This window comes from Caulobacter sp. BE254, assembly GCF_031457295.1.
Classification (GTDB): domain Bacteria; phylum Pseudomonadota; class Alphaproteobacteria; order Caulobacterales; family Caulobacteraceae; genus Caulobacter.
Window position 1 is genome coordinate 188,977 of record NZ_JAVDWJ010000002.1, and the last position, 20,272, is coordinate 209,248.

Consider the following 20,272-nt stretch of genomic DNA (forward strand, 5'->3'; position numbering starts at 1 on the left):
CCGCGCCGGCAACGGTTCCGGGAACCCCAGCCAAGCGCCGCCGTTTCTGGTCTCGATCCCTCTTGCGCATCCGCGCCCCGGCCCCGCGCCCCGTGCGCCCTGGAACTTCGCATGCGTGTGGAAGTCGTCACCAACATCGCTTCCGGCTCGGTGGGCCGGGACGCGCCCGCCCAGGCCGAGGCCATCCTGGCTGAGCACGGGGTCACCGGGCGGGTCCACGCGCCCAGCGAGGGCGAGCTGATCGTCTGCCTGCGCGACGCCCTCGACTCCCGGCCCGACGCCCTGCTGGTGGTGGCCGGGGACGGCACCGCCCGGGCTGCCGCCGAGATGGCCGGTCCCGACGGTCCCCTGATCGCGCCCCTGCCCGGCGGCACCATGAACATGCTGCCCCACGCGCTGTACGGCGTCGTTCCCTGGCCCGAGGCCATGGCCAACTGCCTGAAGGGCGGCCAGGAACGGATGATCTCCGGCGGCGAGATCAACGGCCGGCTGTTCTTCGTCGCCGCCATCCTCGGCAGCCCCGCCCTGTGGGCCGAGGCGCGCGAGGCGGCGCGGGCGGGCCGGGCCGACCTGGCGCTGCTGCGCGCCCGCCGGGCCATGCGCCGCGCCTTCTCCAGCCGCCTGCGCTACGTGCTGGACGGCCGCCCCAAGGGCAAGACCGAGGCCCTGAGCCTGCTCTGCCCTCTGGTCTCGGCCGACCTGGACGCCGACGAGCAGGCCCTGGAGGCCGCCGCCCTCGACCCCGCCGGCGCGCTCGACATCTTCCGCCTGGGGGTCAACACCGTGACCGGCAACTGGCGCAACGACCCGTCGGTGGTCGTCGGCCGCTGCCGGATCGGCAAGGTTTGGGCCGGGGGCCGGATCCCCGCCATCCTCGACGGCGAACCGGTGCGGCTGGACGACACCGTCGCCATCCGCTTCCGCCCCAAGGCCTTTCGCGCCCTGGTTCCCGCTTCATGAGGCCGCTCAAGCTGGTCCAGGTGTCCGACATCCATTTCGGCGGCGAGCACAAGGCCGCCGTCGAGGCGGCGGTCGAGCGCATCCACGCCGAACGGCCCGACCTGGTGATCGCCGCCGGCGACCTGACCAAGGACGGCAAGGTCGAGGAGTTCGACGCCGCTCAAGCCTGGCTCGACCGGCTGCCCCGGCCGCGCCTGGTCACGCCGGGCAATCACGACGTCCCGTTCGCCGGTCCACGCGAGATTCTGGCCCGCCTGGTCGCGCCGTGGCGGCGGTACGAGACCCGGTTCGGCGAGCGGATGAACAGCGACTGGGACGATCCGCGGGCCACGGTGGTCACCCTCAACTCGGCCCGCGCCTTCCAGCTGCGGCTGAACTGGTCGAAGGGCGCGGTCTCGCGCCGCCAGGTCCGCGAGGTCTGCGCCGACCTGAAGGGCGCCGCGCCCGGAGCCCTGAAGATCGTGGTCTGCCACCACCCGCTGATCGAGATGCTGGGCGGGCCGATGACCGCCCGGGTGCATGGCGGCACCGCGGCGGCCCAGGCCTTCTCGCACGCCGGGGTCGACCTGGTCCTGACCGGCCACATCCATGCGCCGTTCGTGCATCCCTATCCGTTCTCCGACGGCTGCACCCAGGCGGTCGGCTCGGGGACGTTGTCGGTGCGCGAGCGCGGCGTGCCGCCCAGCTTCAATGTGATCGAGGTCGACGACGTCGACATCCGCATCACGGCCCTGGCCTTCGAACGCACCCGGTTCACGACCTTCCGGACCTGGTCGGTTCCTCGCCGCTGCGTTCCCAAGACTTCAAACGAAAACGGCGCGACCGAGGTCGCGCCGCTCAAGATCTAGAGACCGAAAGCCGGTCAGGCCGGTTCGGGATAGGTCCAGGCCGCGCCCTGACCCTTGGCCGCGGCGAACTGGGCGTCGGCGAACGGCCAGTTGGGCAGGACGTCGAACCAGGCTTCCAGGAAGCCCTTCCGGTTGTTCTGGTGGTCCAGATAGTAGGCATGCTCCCACAGGTCGCAGACCAGCAGCGGCGTGACGCCCGGCTTGGTCAGGGTATCGTCGGCGTCGTGGGTCGAGAGCACCACCAACTTGCCCTCCTGCACGGCCAGCCAGACCCAGCCCGAGCCGAAGTGGCCGACGCCCTCGGCGACGAACTTTTCCTTCAGGCCGGCCAGGCCGCCGAACGCCTCGTCGATGGCGGCGGTCAGCTCGGCCGACGGGGCGGCCTTGTCGGCGCTCATGCAGTCCCAGAAGAAGGCGTGGTTCCAGGCCTGGGCGGCGTTGTTGAACACCTTGCCGGGGCCGGCCTCGCGGATCACCGCTTCCAGCGGCCGCTTGTCGCCCTCCGGCAGCAGGCCGTTCAGCGCGTTCACATAGGCCGCGTGGTGCTTGTCATGGTGAAAATGAAGCGTGTTGGCCGAGATGGTCGGCTCCAGGGCTTCATAGGCGTAGGGAAGGTCGGGGAGTTTGAACATGATCGCTCCAGGGCAAAACGCCCCCGGAAGATGGGCGGGGAGGCCCAGAAAACCAGAGGCGGGAAAAGCTCGTCTTGTCGATTCTCGCTGGAGCCTGCCCGTTTCCGTTGGAAACGGAGAAGCAGGCTCCAGATTAAACATTCAGAGCGTGACGGACGCCGAAACCGGCATCCACTTTCGGCTGTCACGCTCTAGCGCGGCGGCGGTTTCTGCGAATCCAGCAGCGCCTTGGCGACGATCGCGGCCAGGGCGGGGTTGCGAAAGGCGATGATCCCCGCCGCCAGACCCGCGCCGACGGTCAGGATCGGCCGATCCTTGACCATCTCGATGGCCTTCTCGGCGAAAGCGAAGGCGTCCGGCGCCGGCGCGGGCCGGGCCTTTTCCTCGGCCTTGAGCGCGGCCAGCAGGCCGGCCAGCCCGACGATCGCGGCGGCCACCGCGGCGACCACCGCCGCCGCTCCGGCGGCGCCGAGATGGGGCTGCAGCACCGCGAACAGCGCGAAGGCCGCGGCGAACACGCTCACGGCAGCGGCCGCGGCGATCGCCGCGGCCGCTGCCAGGGTCGTCAGGGTCTTGCCGAAGATCACTTGTCGCGGCCGCCGCGGTTTCCGGCCAGCAGGAGGCCCAGCAGCACGCCGACGCCGAGGCCGGCCAGGGTGGCGGTGATCGGCCGCTCGCGAACGCGCTCGCTGACATAGCGGCTGGCTTCGTCGACCGACTGGCCGGCGGTGTCGGTATAGGTGCGGGTCTGGGCGCGCAGGGTTTCCAGGCCTTGGGTCAGGGAGGCTTCGATGCGCTTGGCGGCGTCGGCCAGGTTGGCCTTGGCGGCGGCGGCGGCCTCGCCGAGGTTGCCGCGGGCGGCGGTGGTCGCCTCGCCGAAGCTGCGCTCGGCGTGGTCGAGAGCCGCGCCGGCGTTCGACGACGCCTTGCTGGCTTCCTTCAGGGCGGGGTTGAGGGCGTTGTCGGGCATGATGATCTCCAGTTCGCGGCTCGGCTTGTGGGGGGCGGGCAGCTGCGAAGCTGCGCCCGCTCAACGCAAAGCCGAAGCGACGAGTTCCATTGTAGCCACAAGGTTTGAGCTTCACCACAGGCGATCTTCGCCGGCGATCGCGGAGGGCCGCCTTTATCGATCTCGCGCCTCGCGCGAACCCGGTCTATGGTCGAATCATGGACGATGCGAGCGCAACGCTGGCGGATGATCAGGAGGCGCGACGACTGCGCGCCCTCAATGCTCTCCGCGCCTTTGGCGGCGACCCGGCCGACCCCCGGTTCGATCGCATCGTGCGCCTGGCCTCGCGCCTGTTCGGCGCCCCACGGGCGGCGATCCGCCTGATCGGCAAGGACAGCGTCTGGCTGAAGGCCAAGGTCGGGTTCGACCATGTCGAGGAACCTCGCCCCCCTGGCCTGGCCGAACGGATGCGCGAGAACGGCGTGGTGGCCCATCCCGACCTCGCCGCCGATCCGGACCAGGCCCTGCGCCCCTGGTGCGCCGACAGTCGCTTCTTCGCCTGCGCGCCGCTGAAGACCGCCTCGGGCGAGATTGTCGGCCTGCTGACCGTCGAGGACCCCGCGCCCCGGGAGGCCGTCGATCCCGGCCTGACCGACGCCCTGGCCGACCTGGCCGCCCTGGCGATGGAGGAGCTGCTGCACGACGCCGAGACGGCCCGCAACGTCGCCGAGCGCACCCTGGACAGCGAGCGGATCGCCCTGGCCCTGCACGCCGCCAACCTCGGCGAGTTCGTCTGGGACATGACGACCGACACCGTGCGGGTCAGCGCCCGGATGGCGTCGATCACCGAAGTTCCCGAAGGGGTGGCGCCGGCCGAACGCGGCGAGGCCCTGTACGGCTTCATCCATCCCGACGACCGCGAGGCGGTTCGCGCCGAGGTCGAGGCCCAGCTGAAGGCCCAGGGCCGCTACGAGGTCGAGTTCCGGCGCGTGTCGTCCGATCCGCACCGGGTGGTCTGGAACCGGGTGGCCGGCCTGCTGGTCCGGGACGCCGACGGCAAGCCGTTGCGGCTGATCGGGGTGGTCCAGGACGTCACCGCCCGCAAGGACGCCGACGACCAGCGCGAGAACCTGCTCACCGAGCTGGACCACCGGATCAAGAACATCCTGGCCGCCGTGCAGTCGGTGGCCGGCCAGTCGGCCCGCAAGGCCTCGTCCCTGGACGGCTTCCTGAAGGCCTTCAACGGCCGGCTCAAGGCGATGAGCTCGGCCCACGACCTGCTCAGCGCCGCCCGCTGGCGCGGCGCCACCCTGGCGCGGATCGCGGCGGCCGAGCTGGGCGGCCTGGCCCCCAACCAGACCCGCTGGGACGGGCCCGAGCTGTTCCTGACGCCGCGCGCCGCGGCGGCCCTGTCGCTGACCCTGCACGAGCTGGCCGTCAACGCCGTCAAGTACGGGTCGCTGTCGGTCGAGAGCGGCCGGGTCGAGGTGGTCTGGCGCGTGGCCCCCGGCGGCGGTTTCAATCTGGAATGGCTGGAGACCGGCGGGCCGATGACCTCGCCGCCCGACGTCCGCGGCTTCGGCATGACCCTGATCGAGGACGTGGTCGGCCGGGAGCTCGGCGGGCGGGCGACCGTCGAATACAAGCGCAGCGGCGTCACGGCGATGATCCACGCCGCCGCCGACGCCTTGGTCGACGAGCCCGAGCCCGAACCGGTCGAGGTCCCCGACACCCGTATCGTCGAGACGGTCGGCGGCGGCGACGACAGCTTCCGGACCGGCGACATCGCGGGCCTGAAGGTGCTGATCGTCGAGGACTCGCTGCTGCTGGCCATGGAGCTGGAGGCGGGGCTGGAGGATTCCGGCGTCGAGGTCGTGGGCTGCGCGGCCGAGCTGGCCGAGGCGCTGTCGATGCTGGAGCTGACGTTCGACGCCGCCGTGCTGGACGCCGACCTCAACGGCCAGTCGGTGGCCCCGGTCGCCGAGGTGCTGCGCCGCGAGGGCCGGCCGTTCGTCTTCGCCACCGGCTACGCCGACAAGGCCGCCCCGATGGGCTTCGACGCCCCGATCGTCCGCAAGCCCTACAACGTCCACCAAATCGCCCGAGCCCTGGCGTCGGTGACGGGGCGGTAGGAGCTCCATCACTTGCCCGGACCGGCTCATCCAGATCCTCCCCCCGTGGGGGAGGCGATCGCGCAGCGATCGGTGGGGGGAGTTTTGGGGGTGTCGATCCGGGTTGTGGCCGCCTGCCGATCACTCCCCCCACCGTCGGCTTCGCCGACACCTCCCCCACAGGGGGAGGATCTGACTGGCGCGGCTTCGCCGCCTCACGCGGCTAGCCGCTGAGCTATCGGAAAGGGACGCGGAGCGCCGGACATCGTCCGGAGTTCTTTAAGTTGTTACCGTTTCGACGAAGCCGATCGCTCCGCGCGCTCGTTTTCCGCCAGCGTCCGGTGGGCAGCCCTGTTGAGGCTTAGCCGGACCCGGTCTCGATCCCTTTCGGGAGAAACCGGACGCCGGGGGCGCGGGCCTATGGGCATACTCGCGCTTTATCCCCGTTCGACGCCGACGGCGGGCGGGCTCCCCAACGATGGAAGGCCCCGGACACGCTGGAGTAACCCCCTCCAGCCCAGTCCCGCTCGATCGCCCCCCGCCGCCGCATCGGTCGCTGGCCATGCGCCCTTTCCATGCAACGAGGTGGGGTCAGGATAAGGGCGGTCTGGAAGGGTGGGGACCAAATCGGGTCGAGAAAGTTCAGGGCGTTGAAATCCTGAAACTTTATTAGCCGAACGCTGAGCGCAAGCCGGGGACGTGCTCTCACGGCAGAGCGCCGGACAGGTCCGCGCCGAGCCCAGGGTGAGTGCACGTCCCCGGTTGTCCGCCTAGTCCGGCAAGCCCTCGAACACCTCAAGCCCCTCCGGGATCACCGCCCAGTCGGGCCGGCCCTTGGCGAAGATCGCCATGGTGGGGCGGAACAGTGAGGGATCGTCCAGAGAGCCGGCGTAGATCGTGTGCGAGTCGGTCTGGCCCACCGGCCCGCCGAACACCAGGCTGGCGCAGGTCGGGCAGCTGTTGCGCACCGCGTCGCTCCCCCGCGCCGAGACGCAGGTGAAGGTCCGGCTCGGGGCGCTGAAGGTCAGGTCGGCGGCTGCGAAGGCCATGAACGGGATGAAGCCCGAGCCCGAGGCCTTGCGACAGTCGGCGCAGTAGCAATGGCCCACGTACAGCGGCTGGCCGCGGGCCTCGTAGCGCAGGGCGCCGCACAGGCAGCCGCCGGTGTAGGGCGCGTCCATCAGACCACCCCCTTGGCCCGCAGGCCGGCGATCGCCTCGGCCGACAGGCCGGCCACCGCGCCCAGCACCGCGTCGGTGTGCTCGCCCAAAGCCGGCCCCGGCCAACGGACCCCGCCGGGAGTTTCGGACAGCCGGGGAAAGGCGTTCTGCATCTTCACCGTGCCGAACACGGGATGGGCGACCTCGACGATCGACTGGCGGGCGGCGAACTGCGGGTCCTTCAGCATGTCGGGCGCGCGGTAGACCCGGCCGACGGCGAGGCCGGCCTCCTCCAGCAGGGGCAGCAGGTCGTCGATGTCGCGCTCGACGGTCCAGCCGGCGATGGTGGCGTCCAGCTGCAGCTGATTGACGCCGCGCGCGGCATGATCGCGATAGCGGGCGTCGGTCGCCAGCTCGGGCCGGCCCATGGCGTCGCACAGGCGCTTGAACAGGGTGTCCTGGTTGGCGCCGATCAGGATCAGCTCGCCGGTGCGGGTGGGATAGACGTTGGACGGGGCGATGCCGGGCAGGATCGCGCCCGAGCGCTCGCGCACATAGCCCGACAGGTCGTATTCGGTGATCAGGTTCTCCATCACCGTCAGCACGCTTTCGTAGATCGCCGCGTCGACCACTTGGCCCCGGCCGCTGCTCTGGCGGGCGTGCAGGGCCATCATCACCCCCAGGGCGGCGTTGAGGCCGGCCAGGCTGTCGCCGATCGAGATCCCCGCCCGGGCCGGCGGCCGGTCGGCCTCGCCGGTGATGTGGCGCAGCCCGCCCATGGCCTCGCCGATCAGGGCGTAGCCGGCGCGGTGCGCATAGGGGCCGGTCTGGCCGAAGCCCGACACCCGGGCCATGACCAAGCCGGGATTGGTCCTGGCCAGGTCGTCATAGCCCATGCCCCATTTTTCCAGCGTGCCGGGACGGAAGTTCTCGACCACCACGTCGGCGGTGTCGATCAGGGCGCGGGCGACGTCGCGACCTTCCGAGGCGCGCAGGTCCAGGGTCACCGAGGTCTTGTTGCGGCCGATCACCGGCCACCAGGGCGAGTGGCCCTTGGGCTTGGTGCGGCCCCACTGGCGCATCGGGTCGCCGGCCTTGGGGTCCTCCAGCTTGATCACCTCGGCGCCGAAATCGCCCAGCACCTGGCCGCAGAACGGACCGGCGATCAGCGAGCCCATCTCGATGACCCGCAGGCCCTTCAGCGGCGCGTCGGCCATGCCGTTCCCTTCCCAGCGATCACGGAACCGATCACGGCTCCGTGAAGTTCTTATGCCACGTCGGCGCAAGCGCGGCGCCCCGAACCATCAACGTTCTAGAAAAACGCGCAGGGAAAGAAAGCCATGACCCGTAAGCTTCTCATCGTCGGCGCCGCCATCGCCGCCCTCAGCGTCGCCGCCTGCGGCCAGAAGTCCGACGAGACCAAGGGCGCCGCCACCCCGGCCGAACAGGCCGCCACCCCGGACGCCAACCCGTCGGCCACGGTCCCGACCCCGTCCGACGAGACCAAGGCCGCCACCTTCGTCGAGAAGGCCGCCGCCACCGACATGTACGAAATCGAAGCCGCCAAGGTCGCGGCCAAGCGCTCGACCAACGCCGAGGTGAAGAAGTTCGCCGCGATGATGGAAAAGGCCCACACCAAGACCACCGAGGACCTGAAGGCCGCCATCGCCGCCTCGGGCGCGGCCCTGACCCCGCCGACCGCCCTGCCGGCCGACCTGCAGGACAAGCTGGACGACCTGAACAAGGCCAGCAACGAGGACTTCGACAAGACCTATGCGGATGACCAGGTCGACGTCCACCAGGCGGCCCTGAACCTGATGCAGCGCTACGCCCAGGACGGCGACACCGCGGCGATCAAGGCTTTCGCCGCCGCCACGGCGCCGGCCGTGCAGGAACACCTGAACGAAGCCGAAGGCCTGAAGAAGGGCTTCGTGCATTAGTCAGGACCGGAGCGGAGCGCGCCTCGGCGCGCTCCATCTGTCTCACGGAATCGCGTAGGCGACCGTCGCCTTGGCGGCGGCTCGCTCGCGCGATTCCGACCAGACCAGCACCTCGACCGTCGCGATCCGCCGGCCGAGCTTCAGCAGGGTCCCCTCGGCATGGAGGTCGCCCGGCTTGGCGCCGCGCAGGAAGTGGATGGTCAGGGACGAGGTCACCGCCATGGCCACTTCGCCGATATGGGCCAGGACCAGGGCGTAGGCCGCCACGTCGGCGACGCCCATCTGGGCCGGCCCGGAGATCAGCCCGCCCGGCCGAAGCGTCCGGCTGGCGAAGGCCTGGCGCACCAGCACCCGGCCCGGCTCGGCCTCGACCACCTCGGGACGGTGCGTCTCGGCCTCGGGAAAGGCCTTGGCCAGGAAGGCGTTGAGCGCCGCCGCGTCGAGCTTCAGCGTCGCGGGATCGGGCGCGGCGCTCACCGCAGTTCGACCTTGGCGGTGTTGTCGTCGCCATTGCGGTCGATGACCATGTTGTAGGGATCCACCCCCGCCGCCTTGGGCGGAACCTTGGTGACGAAGGTCAGGGTCTGGGTTCCCGAGCGGATGGTCCGGCGCTCGAAGGCCACGATCTTGTCGGCGCCGAAGCCCTTCTTGCCGGGCTCCAGGGTGAACAGGCCGACGTCCATGGGCTCGCTCATCGGCGCTTCCTGCTCCTGGCCGCGACCCTGGGCGTAGAGCTTGCGGGCCTGCACCGTCAGCGTCACGTCATAGCGGCCGTCGGGCCGCTTGCGGGCCGTGGCCATGGTGGTCTTCAGGTCATAGAGGGTGATCTTCTCGAACAGGTCGGTGATCAGCGCCTGCTTGTCGGCCGGGGCGTGGCGGCGCAGGGCGGCGACCAGCTCCAGGGCGGTCGGATAGGGCGGGCCCTTGAAGGCGTAGGTCGCCAGCAGGTCGCGCAGGGCGGCGTTGACCTTGTCCTCGCCGATCTCGTCGGCCAGGCGGTACATCACCAGCGAACCCTTGTTGTAGTAGATGTAGGGCTGGCTTTCGACCTGGCGCAGCGGCAGTTCCTCGATCACCTCGCCGCCCCGGGCCCGCAGGTAGCGGTCCAGCTCGTACTTGAGGAACTTGCGGATCATCGGCTCGCCGTAGGTCTTCTTCATCACCATCAGGGCCGAGTACTGGGCCAGGGTTTCGGACAGGGCCGCGCCGCCCTGCTGGTCGGCGCCGATCAGCTGGTGGGCCCACCACTGGTGGGCGATCTCGTGGGCCCCGACATAGGTGACCATGTCGATCTTGGTCGGGTCTTCGTACTTGGACACGAAGCCCAGGTTTTCCGACCACGGGATGGTGTTGGCGAACGACTGGGCGAAGTTCTCGTAGGCCGGGAACTCCAGATAGCGCAGCTGGCGGAACTGGTAGGGGCTGAAGTTGGCCTGGTCATAGTCCAGCGATCGCTTCATCGAGCTGATCATCCGCTCGACGTTCCAGGCGTGGGCCGGATGGTAGTAGACCGCCAGCTGCACGCCCTTGTACGGCTCGGTCCGCACGGCGTAGCGGGCCGACTGGATCGAGAAGAAGTGCAGGATCGGGGCCTCGGTCACGAAACGCGCCGTGCGCCGGTCGCCGGCCTTGCCGACCGGGCCGCTCATCTCGGCCGACTCGCGCCAGGTGCGCTCCGAGACCTTGTAGCCGGGGGCCATCGGCGTCTGGTCGGCGTCGGTGGTGACGGTGATGTCGGCGGTCACCCAGTCGCTGTCGCGGCGCAGGCCGTTGAACTGGCGCGAGGGAACGTCGCCCAGCTTGGCCGGCCGCAGCTCGGGCGGCAGGCCGTACTTGCGCCGCTTGGTGCGGTCGGTCAGCAGGCCGTTGCGGTCCATGCCCAGCGACGGGGCCAGCTGCTGGTCGTTGATGAAGGTCCCGTTGTCGACCATCCGGGTGTCGGGGTTGCTGTTGGGAAAGCCCATGGCCAGGCGCGCGGTGCTGAACGACATCGAGCGGCGCTCGCCCGGCTGCATCGGGGTGTCGAAGGCGAAGATCCGGTAGTTGAAGCGCTCGAAGGTCCGCTTAGGCCGGGCGCCCTCGATCGACAGGGCCAGCACCTTCAGGTCGCGGTCGAAGCGGACGTGGATCTCGCGCAGCGGCTTGTCGGTGCGGTTCTCGATCTCGTAGACGCCCTTGGTGTCGATGCGTGGGCAGCCCGGATGGATGTCGACGTCCAGCTTGACCGCCGCGATCTTGGGCTGGGGCGTGTTCTCGAACGGCAGCAGGGCCTTCTCGTAGTCCGCCGTCCAGCGCTCGTTGCTGATCGTGGTGCGGTACGCGTTCCAGACGTTGGTGTTCATGTAGATGAAGGCGCCGACGCCGGCGAAGGTCAGCAGGGCGCCCGCGGCGATCACGCCGGGCGCACCGGCCAGCCGGCGCGGCAGGGCGGCCAGACGCGGCCACAGCCGACTCTCGGTCCCCCGCCGCCACAGGACGTGGCACAGCACCAGCAGCAGCACCGCGAACGCCGCCCAGTAGAGCCGAAACCACCAGGCCCCGATCCAGAAGCGGCTCAGGCCGTTGAAATCCGAGATCGGCACGCCGGGCGCGCCGTCAAAGAGGTAGAGGTTGTGCTCCAGCCCCCAGCTGGAGGCGACGATCGTGCCGATGATGTAGAGCACCATCAGGCCCCAGCCGACGAACTTGTGCGGCGACAGCACCTGCAGGAACACCGCCAGCACGGCCAGCAGCAGGCAATCGACGGTCTGCGGCAGCACCCACCAGACCAGGTAGTTCACCAGCTCCAGGTGGGTGTAGCCCTTGACCAGCTGCATGGCGATCGACACCGCCACGCTGATCAGGAAGGTCGAGGCCAGGACCAGGGCGATCGCCAGGGTCTTGGGGACGACGAACGCCCAGTCGGGAATGGGCGTGGCGTCGATCAGCTCGTGGGTCTTGCGGTCCTGCTCGCGCCAGACCAGCTCGCCGGCGTAGAACGCGGCGATGATCATCGTCATGAACGGGAAAATGCCGCTCATCGCGGCGACCATCGTCCGGGTGACCGGATAGACCGCGCCGCCGTAGAGGCTGTCGTCGGTCGCGTACCAGAGATTGACCAGGGCCAGCACGGCCGCCAGGCCGACCAGCACCAGATAGGCCGGGCTGAGGAACACCTGCTGGGCGTCCAGGCGGGCGCGCACCCAAAGCTGGGTCCAGCGTGAAACCCTGTCGAAGCGAGGTTGGGACCGGACGGTCGTCATCGCGGGCGCCGGCGTTTTCGCCCCGCCCTTGTCGCGTCGCCCAACCGCCCCGTCGGCCTTGCGGGGATCGAACAGCCCGTAGCCGGCGGCCAGGATCGCGAGGGCCAGGCCCGTCCACAACAGGCGATTGGCCAGCAGATAGCCCGCGAGGGGCGGCGTCAGCGTATTGCGCTCGGCCGCCGTCCAGTAGAGCGTCGCCAGGCGGAACGCGCCGCCGCCGAAGGGCTCGATCAGCGCGGCGACCCGTTCCAGGCCCGGCTGGCGCAGAAACACGCCGCCCAGGAACTGCAGGGCCATGAAGACGATGACGCCGACATAGGTCCACATCATCGACCGGGTCACGGTGGTCAGGGTGAAGAAGATCGCCGAGGTCAGCAGGATGGCCGGCAGGGCCAGGACCAGGTAGGCGAAGACGTAGTGGCCCGGCACGAAGCGGCCGATGGTCTCGGGATCGACCCACGGCATCAGCGTCCCCAGGAGCATGCCGGCGGGCACGGCCAGGAAGGCCAGGGCCGCGGCGGCGAACGCCCCGACGAACCGGCCATACAGATAGTCGAATTTCGACAGACGGGTGGACCGCAGGATGCCGCCGAACCCGGTGTCGTCGTCTCGCACCACGATATTGGCCACGAAGGCCGTCGTGACGAACATGGAAATCATGGCGAAGAACAGGTGGACGCCCGCGATCGCCGTGGCCGCGTTCTTGTGGACGTTCGCCGACGAGCCGATGTTGATGTTGCTGGACGCCACGGTCCCGAAGGCCATCAGGAAGAAGACGACCACCCCGACCCAGAGGACGGGCTGGCGCGCCTGGTAGCGGAACTCGAAGGCGGCGACTTTTCCGAACATGCCCGCGCGCCCCGTTTCCATGGCCATCAGGCCGCGCACCGGGTGTTGGACAGGGTCGAAAAATAGACATCCTCCAACCCGCCCTCGACCAGGCCGAAGCCGTCGCCGGGATCCTGGTCGGCCAGGACGTGGATCACCGTGCGGCCGGCCAGCAGGCGGGTGGAGATGACCTGATGCTCCTTCTTGGCCGCCTCGAGCTCGGCCTTGTCGATGACCTTCTTCCAGATTCGGCCCGACAGCTGGCGGACCAGATCGGCGGGCGCGCCTTCCTTGACGATGCGGCCGTCGCAGATGATCGCCATGGCCGGGCACAGGTCGGAGACGTCCTCGACGATGTGGGTCGACAGGATCACCACGACGTTCTCGCCGATCTCGGCCAGCAGGTTCAGGAAGCGGTTGCGCTCCTCCGGGTCGAGGCCGGCGGTGGGCTCGTCGACGATGATCAGTCGCGGATCGCCGATCAGGGCCTGGGCGATGCCGAACCGCTGGCGCATGCCGCCCGAGAAGCCGGCGATGGCCTTCTTGCGGACGTTCCACAGATTGACCTGGTTGAGCAGGCTCTCGACGACGTCCTTACGCTCCCTGGCCCCGGCGATCCCCTTCAGCACCGCCATGTGGTCCAGCATGTCGTAGGCCGACACCCGCGGATAGACGCCAAAGTCCTGCGGCAGGTAGCCCAGGGTGCGGCGCAGCAGGTCGGGCGACTTCAGCACGTCGATGTCGCCGAAGCGGATGTGGCCCGAGGTCGGCGACTGCAGGGTGGCGACGGTGCGCATCAGGGTCGACTTGCCCGCGCCGTTCGGACCCAGCAGGCCGTACATGCCGCGCGGTATGGTCAGGCTGACCTCGTCGAGGGCCTTCACGCCATTGGCGTAGACGTGAGTCAGGTTCTCGATGATCAGCATCGTCGGTCCAAAGCCCCTTCGACGTCGGCATGGCGGATTTTCGCCACAATTGCCCACCCGTCATGCCTCGCCGCCACAGGTGGGGGCAAGTGAAAGAACGTTTAGACACGCGTGATCGCCAGCGTGTTGCACGATCATGTCCTCACGAAGGTGACTTTTGGCGGAGCGGGTTTGGGTCTAATCAGGCGCCATGACGACCTTCGCCTTTCCCCCGCCCGCCCAATCCACGGTTCCGGTCGAAGGCGGCGACTCCGTCTTTCCGGTGCGCCGCATCCTCTGCGTCGGCCGCAACTACGCCGCCCACGCCCGCGAAATGGGCGCCGACCAGCGCGATCCGCCGTTCTTCTTCGCCAAGCCCGCCGACGCCGTCGTCCTGGGCGACAAGGTCCCCTACCCGGTCGCCACCCACGAGCTGCATCACGAGGTCGAGCTGGTGGTCGCCCTGAAGTCGGGCGGCGCCAACATCGCGGTGGAAGAGGCCATGGGCCACGTGTTCGGCTACGCCGTAGGCGTGGACCTGACCCGGCGCGACCTGCAGGCCGCCGCCAAGACCAAGAGCCACCCATGGGACGCCGCCAAGGGCTTCGACGCCAGCGCGCCGATCAGCGCCATCGTCCCCGCCGACCGGGCCCGGCCCGACGGGGCGATCACCTTGTCGGTCAACGGCCAGCCGCGCCAGAGCGGTCAGGTCGCCGCCATGATCTGGACCATCCCCGAGATCATCGCCGAGGCCTCCAAGCTGTGGACCCTGGCGGCCGGCGACCTGATCTTCACCGGCACCCCCGAGGGCGTGGGCGCCCTGGGCCGGGGCGACCGGGTCGAGGGCGCGGTCGAGGGCGTCGGCAAGCTCGCCTTCACCGTCGTCTGAACCGCGCCATGCAGCTCACCCTCCACAGCGCCTGGCGGTCCAGCGCCGCCTACCGGGTGCGGATCGGCCTGAACCTCAAGGGCCTGGCCTACGACATCGCGCCGGTGAACCTGGTCGCCAACCAGCACCAGGCGCCGGCCTTCGCCGCCCTGAACCCGCAACGGCTGCTACCGGCCCTTGAGGTCGACGGCCGGGTGCTGACCCAGAGCCTGGCGATCCTGGAGTGGCTGGACGAGACCGTCCCGCAGCCCGCCCTGTTGCCGGCCGATCCGTTCGATCGCGCCCAGGTGCGGGCCATGGCCCAGATCGTCGCCAGCGACATCCATCCGGTGAACAACCTGCGGATCCTGCGCGCGCTCACCGACCTCGGCGTCGACGAGCCGGGCCGCGAGGCCTGGATCGGGCGCTGGATCACCGACGGCTTCACCGCCCTGGAGGCCATGGTCGCCCGCCACGGCGCGGGCTACGCCTTCGGCGAGACCCCGACCCTGGCCGACTGCTGCCTGGTCCCGCAGGTCTACAACGCCGAGCGCTTCAAGACCGACCTGACCCCGTTCCCAGCCCTCCGCGCGGTCGCCGCGCGCTGCGCCGAACACCCGGCCTTCGCCGCCGCCCATCCCAACCAACAGCCGGACGCCATCCATGCTTGAAGACCTCAAGAGCAACAACCTGGCCTGGTCGCTGCGCAAGACCGAGGCCGACCCCCAGTTCTTCAAGCGCCTGGAGGGCCAGCAGAGCCCGGAATATCTGTGGATCGGCTGCAGCGACAGCCGGGTGCCGGCCAACGAGATCGTCGGCCTGGACCCGGGCGAGCTGTTCGTCCACCGCAACGTCGCCAACCTGGCCCCGCCGCAGGACGCCAACTACCTGTCGGTGCTGCAGTTCGCGGTCGACGTGATCAAGGTCAAGCATGTGATGGTCGTGGGCCACTACGGCTGCGGCGGCGTGGCGGCGGCCATCGACGGCCAGCGGCGCGGCCTGGTCGACCACTGGCTGCACCCGATCCGCGAGGTCCATGCCGAGCACCGCCACGAGCTGGACGCCTTGCCAACCCAGAAGGACAAGCTCAACCGGCTATGCGAGCTGAACGTCATCCGCCAGGTGCGCAACGTCGCCTCCGACGTCTTCGTCCAGGACGCCTGGGCGCGCGGCCAGCAACTGTCCGTCCACGGCTGGGTCTATTCGCTGGGCAACGGCCTGGTCACCGACCTGAACGTCGGGATCTCGAGTCTGGAAGATTATGAGCGGGTGGCCAGCGGGGCGGGGTGAGGACGTGGCCAACGCCCCTTCCGCGCTTGAACAGCTGGAGGCCCTTGAAGCCCTTGAGGATCACGTCGCGCGCAACGACCTGGCGCTCGAACTGGGCGACGCCCGCACGCCGGGCTTGGCCGAGGTGCTGGTTAGCCTGATCCAGCGCCCGGACCTGCGCGATCATCGCGGCACCCTGGTCCACGTGCTCGGGTTCTACGACTGCACTGACCATCTGCCGCTGCTGGCCAGCCTGGTCGCCAGCGGCGGCTGGGAGGTCGCCCACGAGGCCTTCGAAATCTTGGACACGCTCGATTCAGCGGACGATCAGGATATCGAGGTCGCCCTGGCCCTGGCCCGAAATGCCCTCGCGGCCGGCGCGCCCGAAGACTGGCGGCGCGAACTTCTCGGCGATCTGGTCAACATCCTCGAATAGGCGCCGAAGCGTTCCGCAGGGGACCCGGGCCTACTCGGTTCGGCGGATCACCGCGTTCATGCGCGCAGCGATCGTTTCGGCGGTCTCCTCGACAAGGGCGGTGCGCATCGTCAGATCGGCCTGACCCCGCCGCCGTAACGTCAGTTGCGGCAGAATGATCGGCGGCGGCTGATAGCCCGCGCCCGCTCGAAAGGGCGTGTCGTTTACGTATCGCGTCGCCAGGGCTTCCTCGGCGTCGTCCCTTAAAACTCGACAGCGTGAAAACAGAAAGTTGAAGACGAAGGCGTCTTCGACGACCACGATGGCGACCCCGCCCGTAAGCGCCGTGCCCAGGGCGACGACAGCGGCCGCCGCCAAGCAAAACAGAGCCAAGCCCGTCGCGATCGCGTAGTCCGAGGCACGGCGTTCAGGAAGACCGTACGCGACTGAAACGGCCACATAAGCCCAAAGACAGGCGCCCAATCCCAGAACGACGCCGACCCAGGCAGAGACCTTGGCGAGGGAATATCGGGCGATGACGGTGTCGGGGCGCGGCCTCATGCGGGAAGGGAGGGGCGGCGCCCAGCCAAGGTCAAGGTCTGAACGCCTCGTCCGGAAGACTTTCGGACGCTGCTGGACTGGGAGCCTCCACTCGGAACACCCGTCCCGTCGCCGGCTCGCGGATCAGGTCCACGCGGGCGCCGTCCCAGTGGTAGTCCAGGTGCCGGCCCTGGACGGCGTTCGAGGCCAGGTCCGGATAGAACAGGCCCACGCACGTCCCGCCGGTATGGCGGACGCTGGGATAGACGACCCCGTCCGAACCGGCGCTCTTCAGCCGACCGCCCAGGGCCTGGCCAGCGCCATAGTCGTCCAGAGCCAGGACCGCATCGGCAGCCCCGCCGCGCAGGTCGTGCAGCGCGCCCCGCACGTCCAGCACGATCTCGCGGAACTGCGAGGTCCAGCCCGGCGCCTGGGCGGTGGCGGCCATGAACAGGGCGTGGTGGTGGATGGTCTCCGACAGGGCGACCTCGAAGCGGTCGGCGACATACAGCACCCCGAACGCTCCGGCGCTGAACCGGCTGGGTCGGTCGGGACTGACATGGGTGAACGGCGCCATCAGATAGCTGGCCCCCGCCCCGGCCACCCACCGATCCTGAGGCACCAGGTCGAGGTTGCCGATCGTCTCCATCAGGCGCGGATTGGTCTTCTGCTCGGCGGCGATCAGCAGCGGCCAGTCGGCGGGGTCGGCGATGTCCTCGAACAGGTCGATCGGCGGCCAGGCGCTGCGGATGATCCGGACCGCGCCGCGCCAGACGATCGGCGCGCGCGGGATCGCGGCGATGTCGATCACCAGGCCCCGCGCTCGGCGTCCAGGTAGCGGCGCACCCGCATCAGGTCGGTCAGCTCGCCGCCCAGCATCACCTGCAGGGCCGAGCGCCCGCTGAACGCGGTGTTGGCCGCCTTGATCCAGGCGTAGCCGCGCTGGGGCTCCTGGAAGATCAGCCGCAGGGCCTTGTGAATCCCCATCAGGTTCGACAGCCGCGCCTTGCCGTCGCGGTCGACCCGCCCGATCTCGCCGGCCTTCCAGCGGCGATAGGACCGGACCGGCATGTCCAGCAGCACGGCGGCCTCCTCGTCGGTCACGCCCCACAGCTTCAGCAGGTTGACCGCGGCGCGGAACATGGCGGCGGCTTCGGCGTCTGAAACCGGCTCGGGCGCGAAGACTTTCGGTTCGGTGTCGATCAGGGTGACGAAGGTCACGGCAACACTCCTATATGGCCTAATATAGGACATATAGTGCCAAATGGCAACTGATCGAATTTTATAGACTTAGCCGCCGACTGGCGCCCGGATCCTGGGAACCCGCTTCTTGCCGTAGAGCAGTCGGCCCAGCCCGGTGGGCTGGCACGTTGAGGTCACCATCAGGGCATCCACGCCCTCGGGTGAGGTTTCATGTCCTGTCGCCCCACTGACGCGCCGTTCACCGAGGCGGCAATGGTTCGCCGAAGCACAGGACGCCGCGCAGAAACCGACGGCGAGCAGCACCGCTCGCAAGGCGATGGTCTTCATCGTTTCACCCTTCTTCGCCGCCGGTGCTTGGCGCCTTGATCCGCACCCGGGCCGAGGCCGCCCGGCCCTGGGTGTCCACGACCTTCAATCGGTAGAAGCCCGGTGCGGCCGGACGCCAGATCACCTTGCCACTGACTGGGTCGGCCGACAGGGGCGCGCCGGCCACGTACCAGGTCAGGTCTTCGCCGCCGGCCGCCATGACCAGGCCGCGCGAGCCGGGGCCGACGCTGTCGACCTGCACCGTCGCCCCGTCGGGCGGAAAGATCAGGCGCGGGCCTTCGGACGCCTGCCGCAGCCGTTGCAGCGCGCCCGGCGCCGCCTTGGGGGCGATGGCGCGCGGGGCGAGGGTCGGGGCGTCGATCACGTCGGCGACGTCGAACAGCAACGGCAGGGCCGCGTCGCGCCCGGTCAGGCCGCCGCGCGCGCCGCCGTCCGCCCGGCCAGTCCAGACGATGATCGCATAGCCGCCGACCACCCCGGCCGCCACCGCGTCGCGAAAGCCGTAGGAGGTGCCGGTCTTGAAGGCCATGGCCGGCCCGCCGCGGGTGAGGGCCGAGGGGGCGCGGCCGCGTGGGGCCGGCGCCTCGCGCAGGATGTCCAGCACCTGGGCGGCGGCCTCGGTCCGGACGATCCGGGTTCCGCCCATGCGCTCGCGCTGTTTCGCCTGCGCTTCGGTGAAGGCCAGGGGCTTGGCCACGCCGCCGTCGCCGAGGGCGGCGTAGAGCACGGCCATGTCGCGCGGCGTGATCCCCGCCCCGCCCAGGGCCAACGCAAGCCCAGAAGCCTTGATCGCCGTCTTGGGCCGCACCAGCCGCACGCCGGCGCTCTCCAGCCGCGCGGCGAAGGCGTCGGGGCCGATCTTCTCCAGGGTGGCGACGGCCGGCACGTTCAGCGAATAGGCCAGGGCCTCGCGGGCCGTGACCTTGTCGTGGAACACGTGGTCGAAGTTCTCGGGCTGGTAGTCGGCGAAGCGGGTGGCGGCGTCGTCGATCTGGGTGTCGGGCGCCAGGGCCCCGTCGTCGAAGGCGAAGGCGTAGATGAACGGCTTCAGGGCCGAGCCGGGCGAGCGGATGGCGCGGGTCAGGTCGATCCAGCCGCCGGGCCGCTCGCGCCCGGCCGAGCCGACCAGGGCCCGCACGGCGCGGCCCTTGATCTGGACCACCAGGATGGCGGCGGTGACGTCCGGGCCCTGGGCGGCGGCGACGGCGGCGGCCATCGGCTCCAGCCGGGTCTGCAGGTCGGCGTCGATCGTCGAGACCACGCTGGGCTGGCCGGGCGGCGCGGCCAGGGCCAGCTCGCCGGCGGCGTGCCAGGCCAGGGTCGGGAACGGAGCCCGGCGGGGGATCGGCTCGGCGTCGGCCTCGGACGCGGCGGCCTCGGTCAGCACCCGCGCTCTCACCATCTTGTCCAGCACGGCGCGGCGGGCGGCGCGGGCGGCCTCGGGATGGCGGTCCGGACGACGGGCCTCGGGCGACTGCGGCAGGGCGATCAGCAGGGCCTGCTCGCCGTCGGTCAGGCTGGTCGGCTCGTGGCCGAAATAGGCCAGGCTGGCGGCCCGCACCCCCTCCAGGTTGCCGCCATAGGGGGCCAGGGTCAGGTAGAGGGCCAGGATCTCGCGCTTGGTCAGCCGCGCCTCCAGCTGGGCGGCGCGGACCATCTCGACCAGCTTCGAGCCGAGATTGCGCGGCCGGGGCTCCAGCAGGCGGGCGGTCTGCATGGTCAGGGTCGAGGCGCCCGAGGTGGCCCGGCCATGGACCGCCGCCGAGCCGACCGCCCGGACCAGGGCCAGCGGGTCGACGCCCAGATGGCCGTAGAACCGCGCGTCCTCGACCGCGATCAGCCGCTTCTGAAAGGTCGGGTCCGTGCGCTGGAGATCCGCCCGCACCCGCCAGCGCCCGTCCTCGACAGGCAGGGCCCGCAGCCAGGCGCCACGATGGTCCAGCACCACGGGCGACGAGCGTTTCGCCCGCGCCATGTCCGGCGGGAAGGCGGCGCTGAGGGCGTAGAGCGCCACCTGGACGGCGACGAAGGCGACGAGGAGGCGGGTGAGGCGGGGGATGGTGATCATCATGTTC

Annotated in this window: 21 protein-coding genes; 8 read left to right on the top strand and 13 right to left on the bottom strand. The window is 70.0% G+C overall.

Going from position 1 to position 20,272, the window contains the following annotated elements:
* The first annotated feature begins 111 nt into the window (after positions 1 to 111).
* Both J2X41_RS04995 and J2X41_RS05000 read left to right on the top strand, forming a co-directional pair.
* A complete protein-coding gene (locus J2X41_RS04995) occupies positions 112 to 960 on the top strand; it encodes a diacylglycerol kinase family protein (RefSeq protein ID WP_310080106.1) in 849 nt (282 codons plus the stop codon).
* On the top strand, positions 957 to 1,808 hold the full coding sequence (locus tag J2X41_RS05000) for a metallophosphoesterase (RefSeq protein ID WP_310080107.1): 852 nt from the start codon (positions 957 to 959) through the stop codon (positions 1,806 to 1,808). The genes J2X41_RS04995 and J2X41_RS05000 overlap by 4 nt, the downstream gene beginning before the upstream one ends.
* A 14-nt stretch (positions 1,809 to 1,822) precedes the next feature.
* On the opposite strand, the gene J2X41_RS05005 is transcribed toward J2X41_RS05000, so the two are convergent.
* From J2X41_RS05005 to J2X41_RS05015, 3 genes are all read right to left on the bottom strand, one after another.
* On the bottom strand, positions 1,823 to 2,440 hold the full coding sequence (locus J2X41_RS05005) for a superoxide dismutase (protein WP_310080109.1): 618 nt from the start codon (positions 2,438 to 2,440) through the stop codon (positions 1,823 to 1,825).
* Between the two features lie 191 nt (positions 2,441 to 2,631).
* Positions 2,632 to 3,027 (bottom strand): hypothetical protein, encoded by a 396-nt coding sequence (locus tag J2X41_RS05010; RefSeq protein WP_028040095.1) that lies wholly within the window; start codon positions 3,025 to 3,027, stop codon positions 2,632 to 2,634.
* Positions 3,024 to 3,410 carry a hypothetical protein gene (locus J2X41_RS05015; protein WP_310080112.1) on the bottom strand — a complete coding sequence of 129 codons (387 nt, stop codon included), beginning with the start codon at positions 3,408 to 3,410 and terminating at the stop codon, positions 3,024 to 3,026. Before J2X41_RS05015 ends, J2X41_RS05010 begins: the two co-directional genes overlap by 4 nt.
* 197 nt (positions 3,411 to 3,607) lie before the next feature.
* Between J2X41_RS05015 and J2X41_RS05020 the strand changes: the two genes are divergently transcribed.
* Positions 3,608 to 5,521 (top strand): HWE histidine kinase domain-containing protein, encoded by a 1,914-nt coding sequence (locus J2X41_RS05020; RefSeq protein WP_310080114.1) that lies wholly within the window; start codon positions 3,608 to 3,610, stop codon positions 5,519 to 5,521.
* A gap of 749 nt (positions 5,522 to 6,270) precedes the next feature.
* Here the strand turns inward: J2X41_RS05020 and J2X41_RS05025 are convergent.
* Positions 6,271 to 6,681 (bottom strand): GFA family protein, encoded by a 411-nt coding sequence (locus J2X41_RS05025; RefSeq protein WP_310080116.1) that lies wholly within the window; start codon positions 6,679 to 6,681, stop codon positions 6,271 to 6,273.
* Positions 6,681 to 7,877 (bottom strand): CaiB/BaiF CoA-transferase family protein, encoded by a 1,197-nt coding sequence (locus J2X41_RS05030; protein ID WP_310080117.1) that lies wholly within the window; start codon positions 7,875 to 7,877, stop codon positions 6,681 to 6,683. Before J2X41_RS05030 ends, J2X41_RS05025 begins: the two co-directional genes overlap by 1 nt.
* Before the next feature lie 123 nt (positions 7,878 to 8,000).
* Here J2X41_RS05030 and J2X41_RS05035 point away from each other — a divergent pair, with 123 nt between their 5' ends.
* Positions 8,001 to 8,600: a DUF4142 domain-containing protein gene (locus J2X41_RS05035; RefSeq protein WP_310080118.1), complete on the top strand. Its 600-nt coding sequence runs from the start codon at positions 8,001 to 8,003 to the stop codon at positions 8,598 to 8,600.
* A gap of 42 nt (positions 8,601 to 8,642) precedes the next feature.
* Here the strand turns inward: J2X41_RS05035 and J2X41_RS05040 are convergent, their stop codons facing one another.
* From J2X41_RS05040 to J2X41_RS05050, 3 genes are read right to left on the bottom strand one after another with little or no spacing between them, the layout of a single operon-like run.
* Entirely contained in the window at positions 8,643 to 9,077 is a 435-nt protein-coding gene (locus J2X41_RS05040) for a PaaI family thioesterase (protein WP_056758043.1), read from the bottom strand.
* On the bottom strand, positions 9,074 to 12,691 hold the full coding sequence (locus J2X41_RS05045; protein ID WP_310080121.1) for a M1 family aminopeptidase: 3,618 nt from the start codon (positions 12,689 to 12,691) through the stop codon (positions 9,074 to 9,076). Before J2X41_RS05045 ends, J2X41_RS05040 begins: the two co-directional genes overlap by 4 nt.
* Before the next feature lie 26 nt (positions 12,692 to 12,717).
* Positions 12,718 to 13,596, bottom strand: a complete 879-nt coding sequence (locus J2X41_RS05050) for an ABC transporter ATP-binding protein (RefSeq protein WP_310080123.1) — start codon at positions 13,594 to 13,596, stop codon at positions 12,718 to 12,720.
* A 190-nt stretch (positions 13,597 to 13,786) separates the two neighbouring features.
* Between J2X41_RS05050 and J2X41_RS05055 the strand changes: the two genes are divergently transcribed.
* From J2X41_RS05055 to J2X41_RS05070, 4 genes are read left to right on the top strand one after another with little or no spacing between them, the layout of a single operon-like run.
* Positions 13,787 to 14,464, top strand: coding sequence for a fumarylacetoacetate hydrolase family protein (locus tag J2X41_RS05055; RefSeq protein ID WP_310080125.1), 678 nt, complete (start codon positions 13,787 to 13,789; stop codon positions 14,462 to 14,464).
* Positions 14,465 to 14,472: 8 nt separating this feature from the next.
* On the top strand, positions 14,473 to 15,114 hold the full coding sequence (gene maiA, locus J2X41_RS05060; protein ID WP_310080127.1) for a maleylacetoacetate isomerase: 642 nt from the start codon (positions 14,473 to 14,475) through the stop codon (positions 15,112 to 15,114).
* Complete coding sequence (locus J2X41_RS05065) at positions 15,107 to 15,733, top strand: carbonic anhydrase (RefSeq protein WP_028040084.1); 627 nt, start codon at positions 15,107 to 15,109, stop codon at positions 15,731 to 15,733. Before maiA ends, J2X41_RS05065 begins: the two co-directional genes overlap by 8 nt.
* 4 nt (positions 15,734 to 15,737) lie before the next feature.
* Positions 15,738 to 16,148, top strand: a complete 411-nt coding sequence (locus J2X41_RS05070) for a hypothetical protein (RefSeq protein ID WP_310080130.1) — start codon at positions 15,738 to 15,740, stop codon at positions 16,146 to 16,148.
* Between the two features lie 30 nt (positions 16,149 to 16,178).
* Here J2X41_RS05070 and J2X41_RS05075 read toward each other — a convergent pair whose 3' ends face one another.
* The 5 genes from J2X41_RS05075 to pbpC all read right to left on the bottom strand — a co-directional run bounded on the left by J2X41_RS05075 (position 16,179) and on the right by pbpC (position 20,265).
* Entirely contained in the window at positions 16,179 to 16,688 is a 510-nt protein-coding gene (locus J2X41_RS05075; RefSeq protein WP_310080132.1) for a hypothetical protein, read from the bottom strand.
* A gap of 31 nt (positions 16,689 to 16,719) precedes the next feature.
* Entirely contained in the window at positions 16,720 to 17,478 is a 759-nt protein-coding gene (locus J2X41_RS05080) for an RES family NAD+ phosphorylase (protein WP_310080134.1), read from the bottom strand.
* The gene (locus tag J2X41_RS05085; RefSeq protein WP_310080137.1) at positions 17,475 to 17,888 is read right to left on the bottom strand and encodes an MbcA/ParS/Xre antitoxin family protein; all 414 of its coding nucleotides are present in this window, start codon (positions 17,886 to 17,888) and stop codon (positions 17,475 to 17,477) included. Before J2X41_RS05085 ends, J2X41_RS05080 begins: the two co-directional genes overlap by 4 nt.
* Before the next feature lie 69 nt (positions 17,889 to 17,957).
* The gene (locus tag J2X41_RS05090; RefSeq protein ID WP_310080138.1) at positions 17,958 to 18,197 is read right to left on the bottom strand and encodes a hypothetical protein; all 240 of its coding nucleotides are present in this window, start codon (positions 18,195 to 18,197) and stop codon (positions 17,958 to 17,960) included.
* 4 nt (positions 18,198 to 18,201) lie between these two features.
* The gene (pbpC, locus tag J2X41_RS05095; protein WP_310080720.1) at positions 18,202 to 20,265 is read right to left on the bottom strand and encodes a penicillin-binding protein 1C; all 2,064 of its coding nucleotides are present in this window, start codon (positions 20,263 to 20,265) and stop codon (positions 18,202 to 18,204) included.
* Between the last annotated feature and the right edge of the window lie 7 nt (positions 20,266 to 20,272).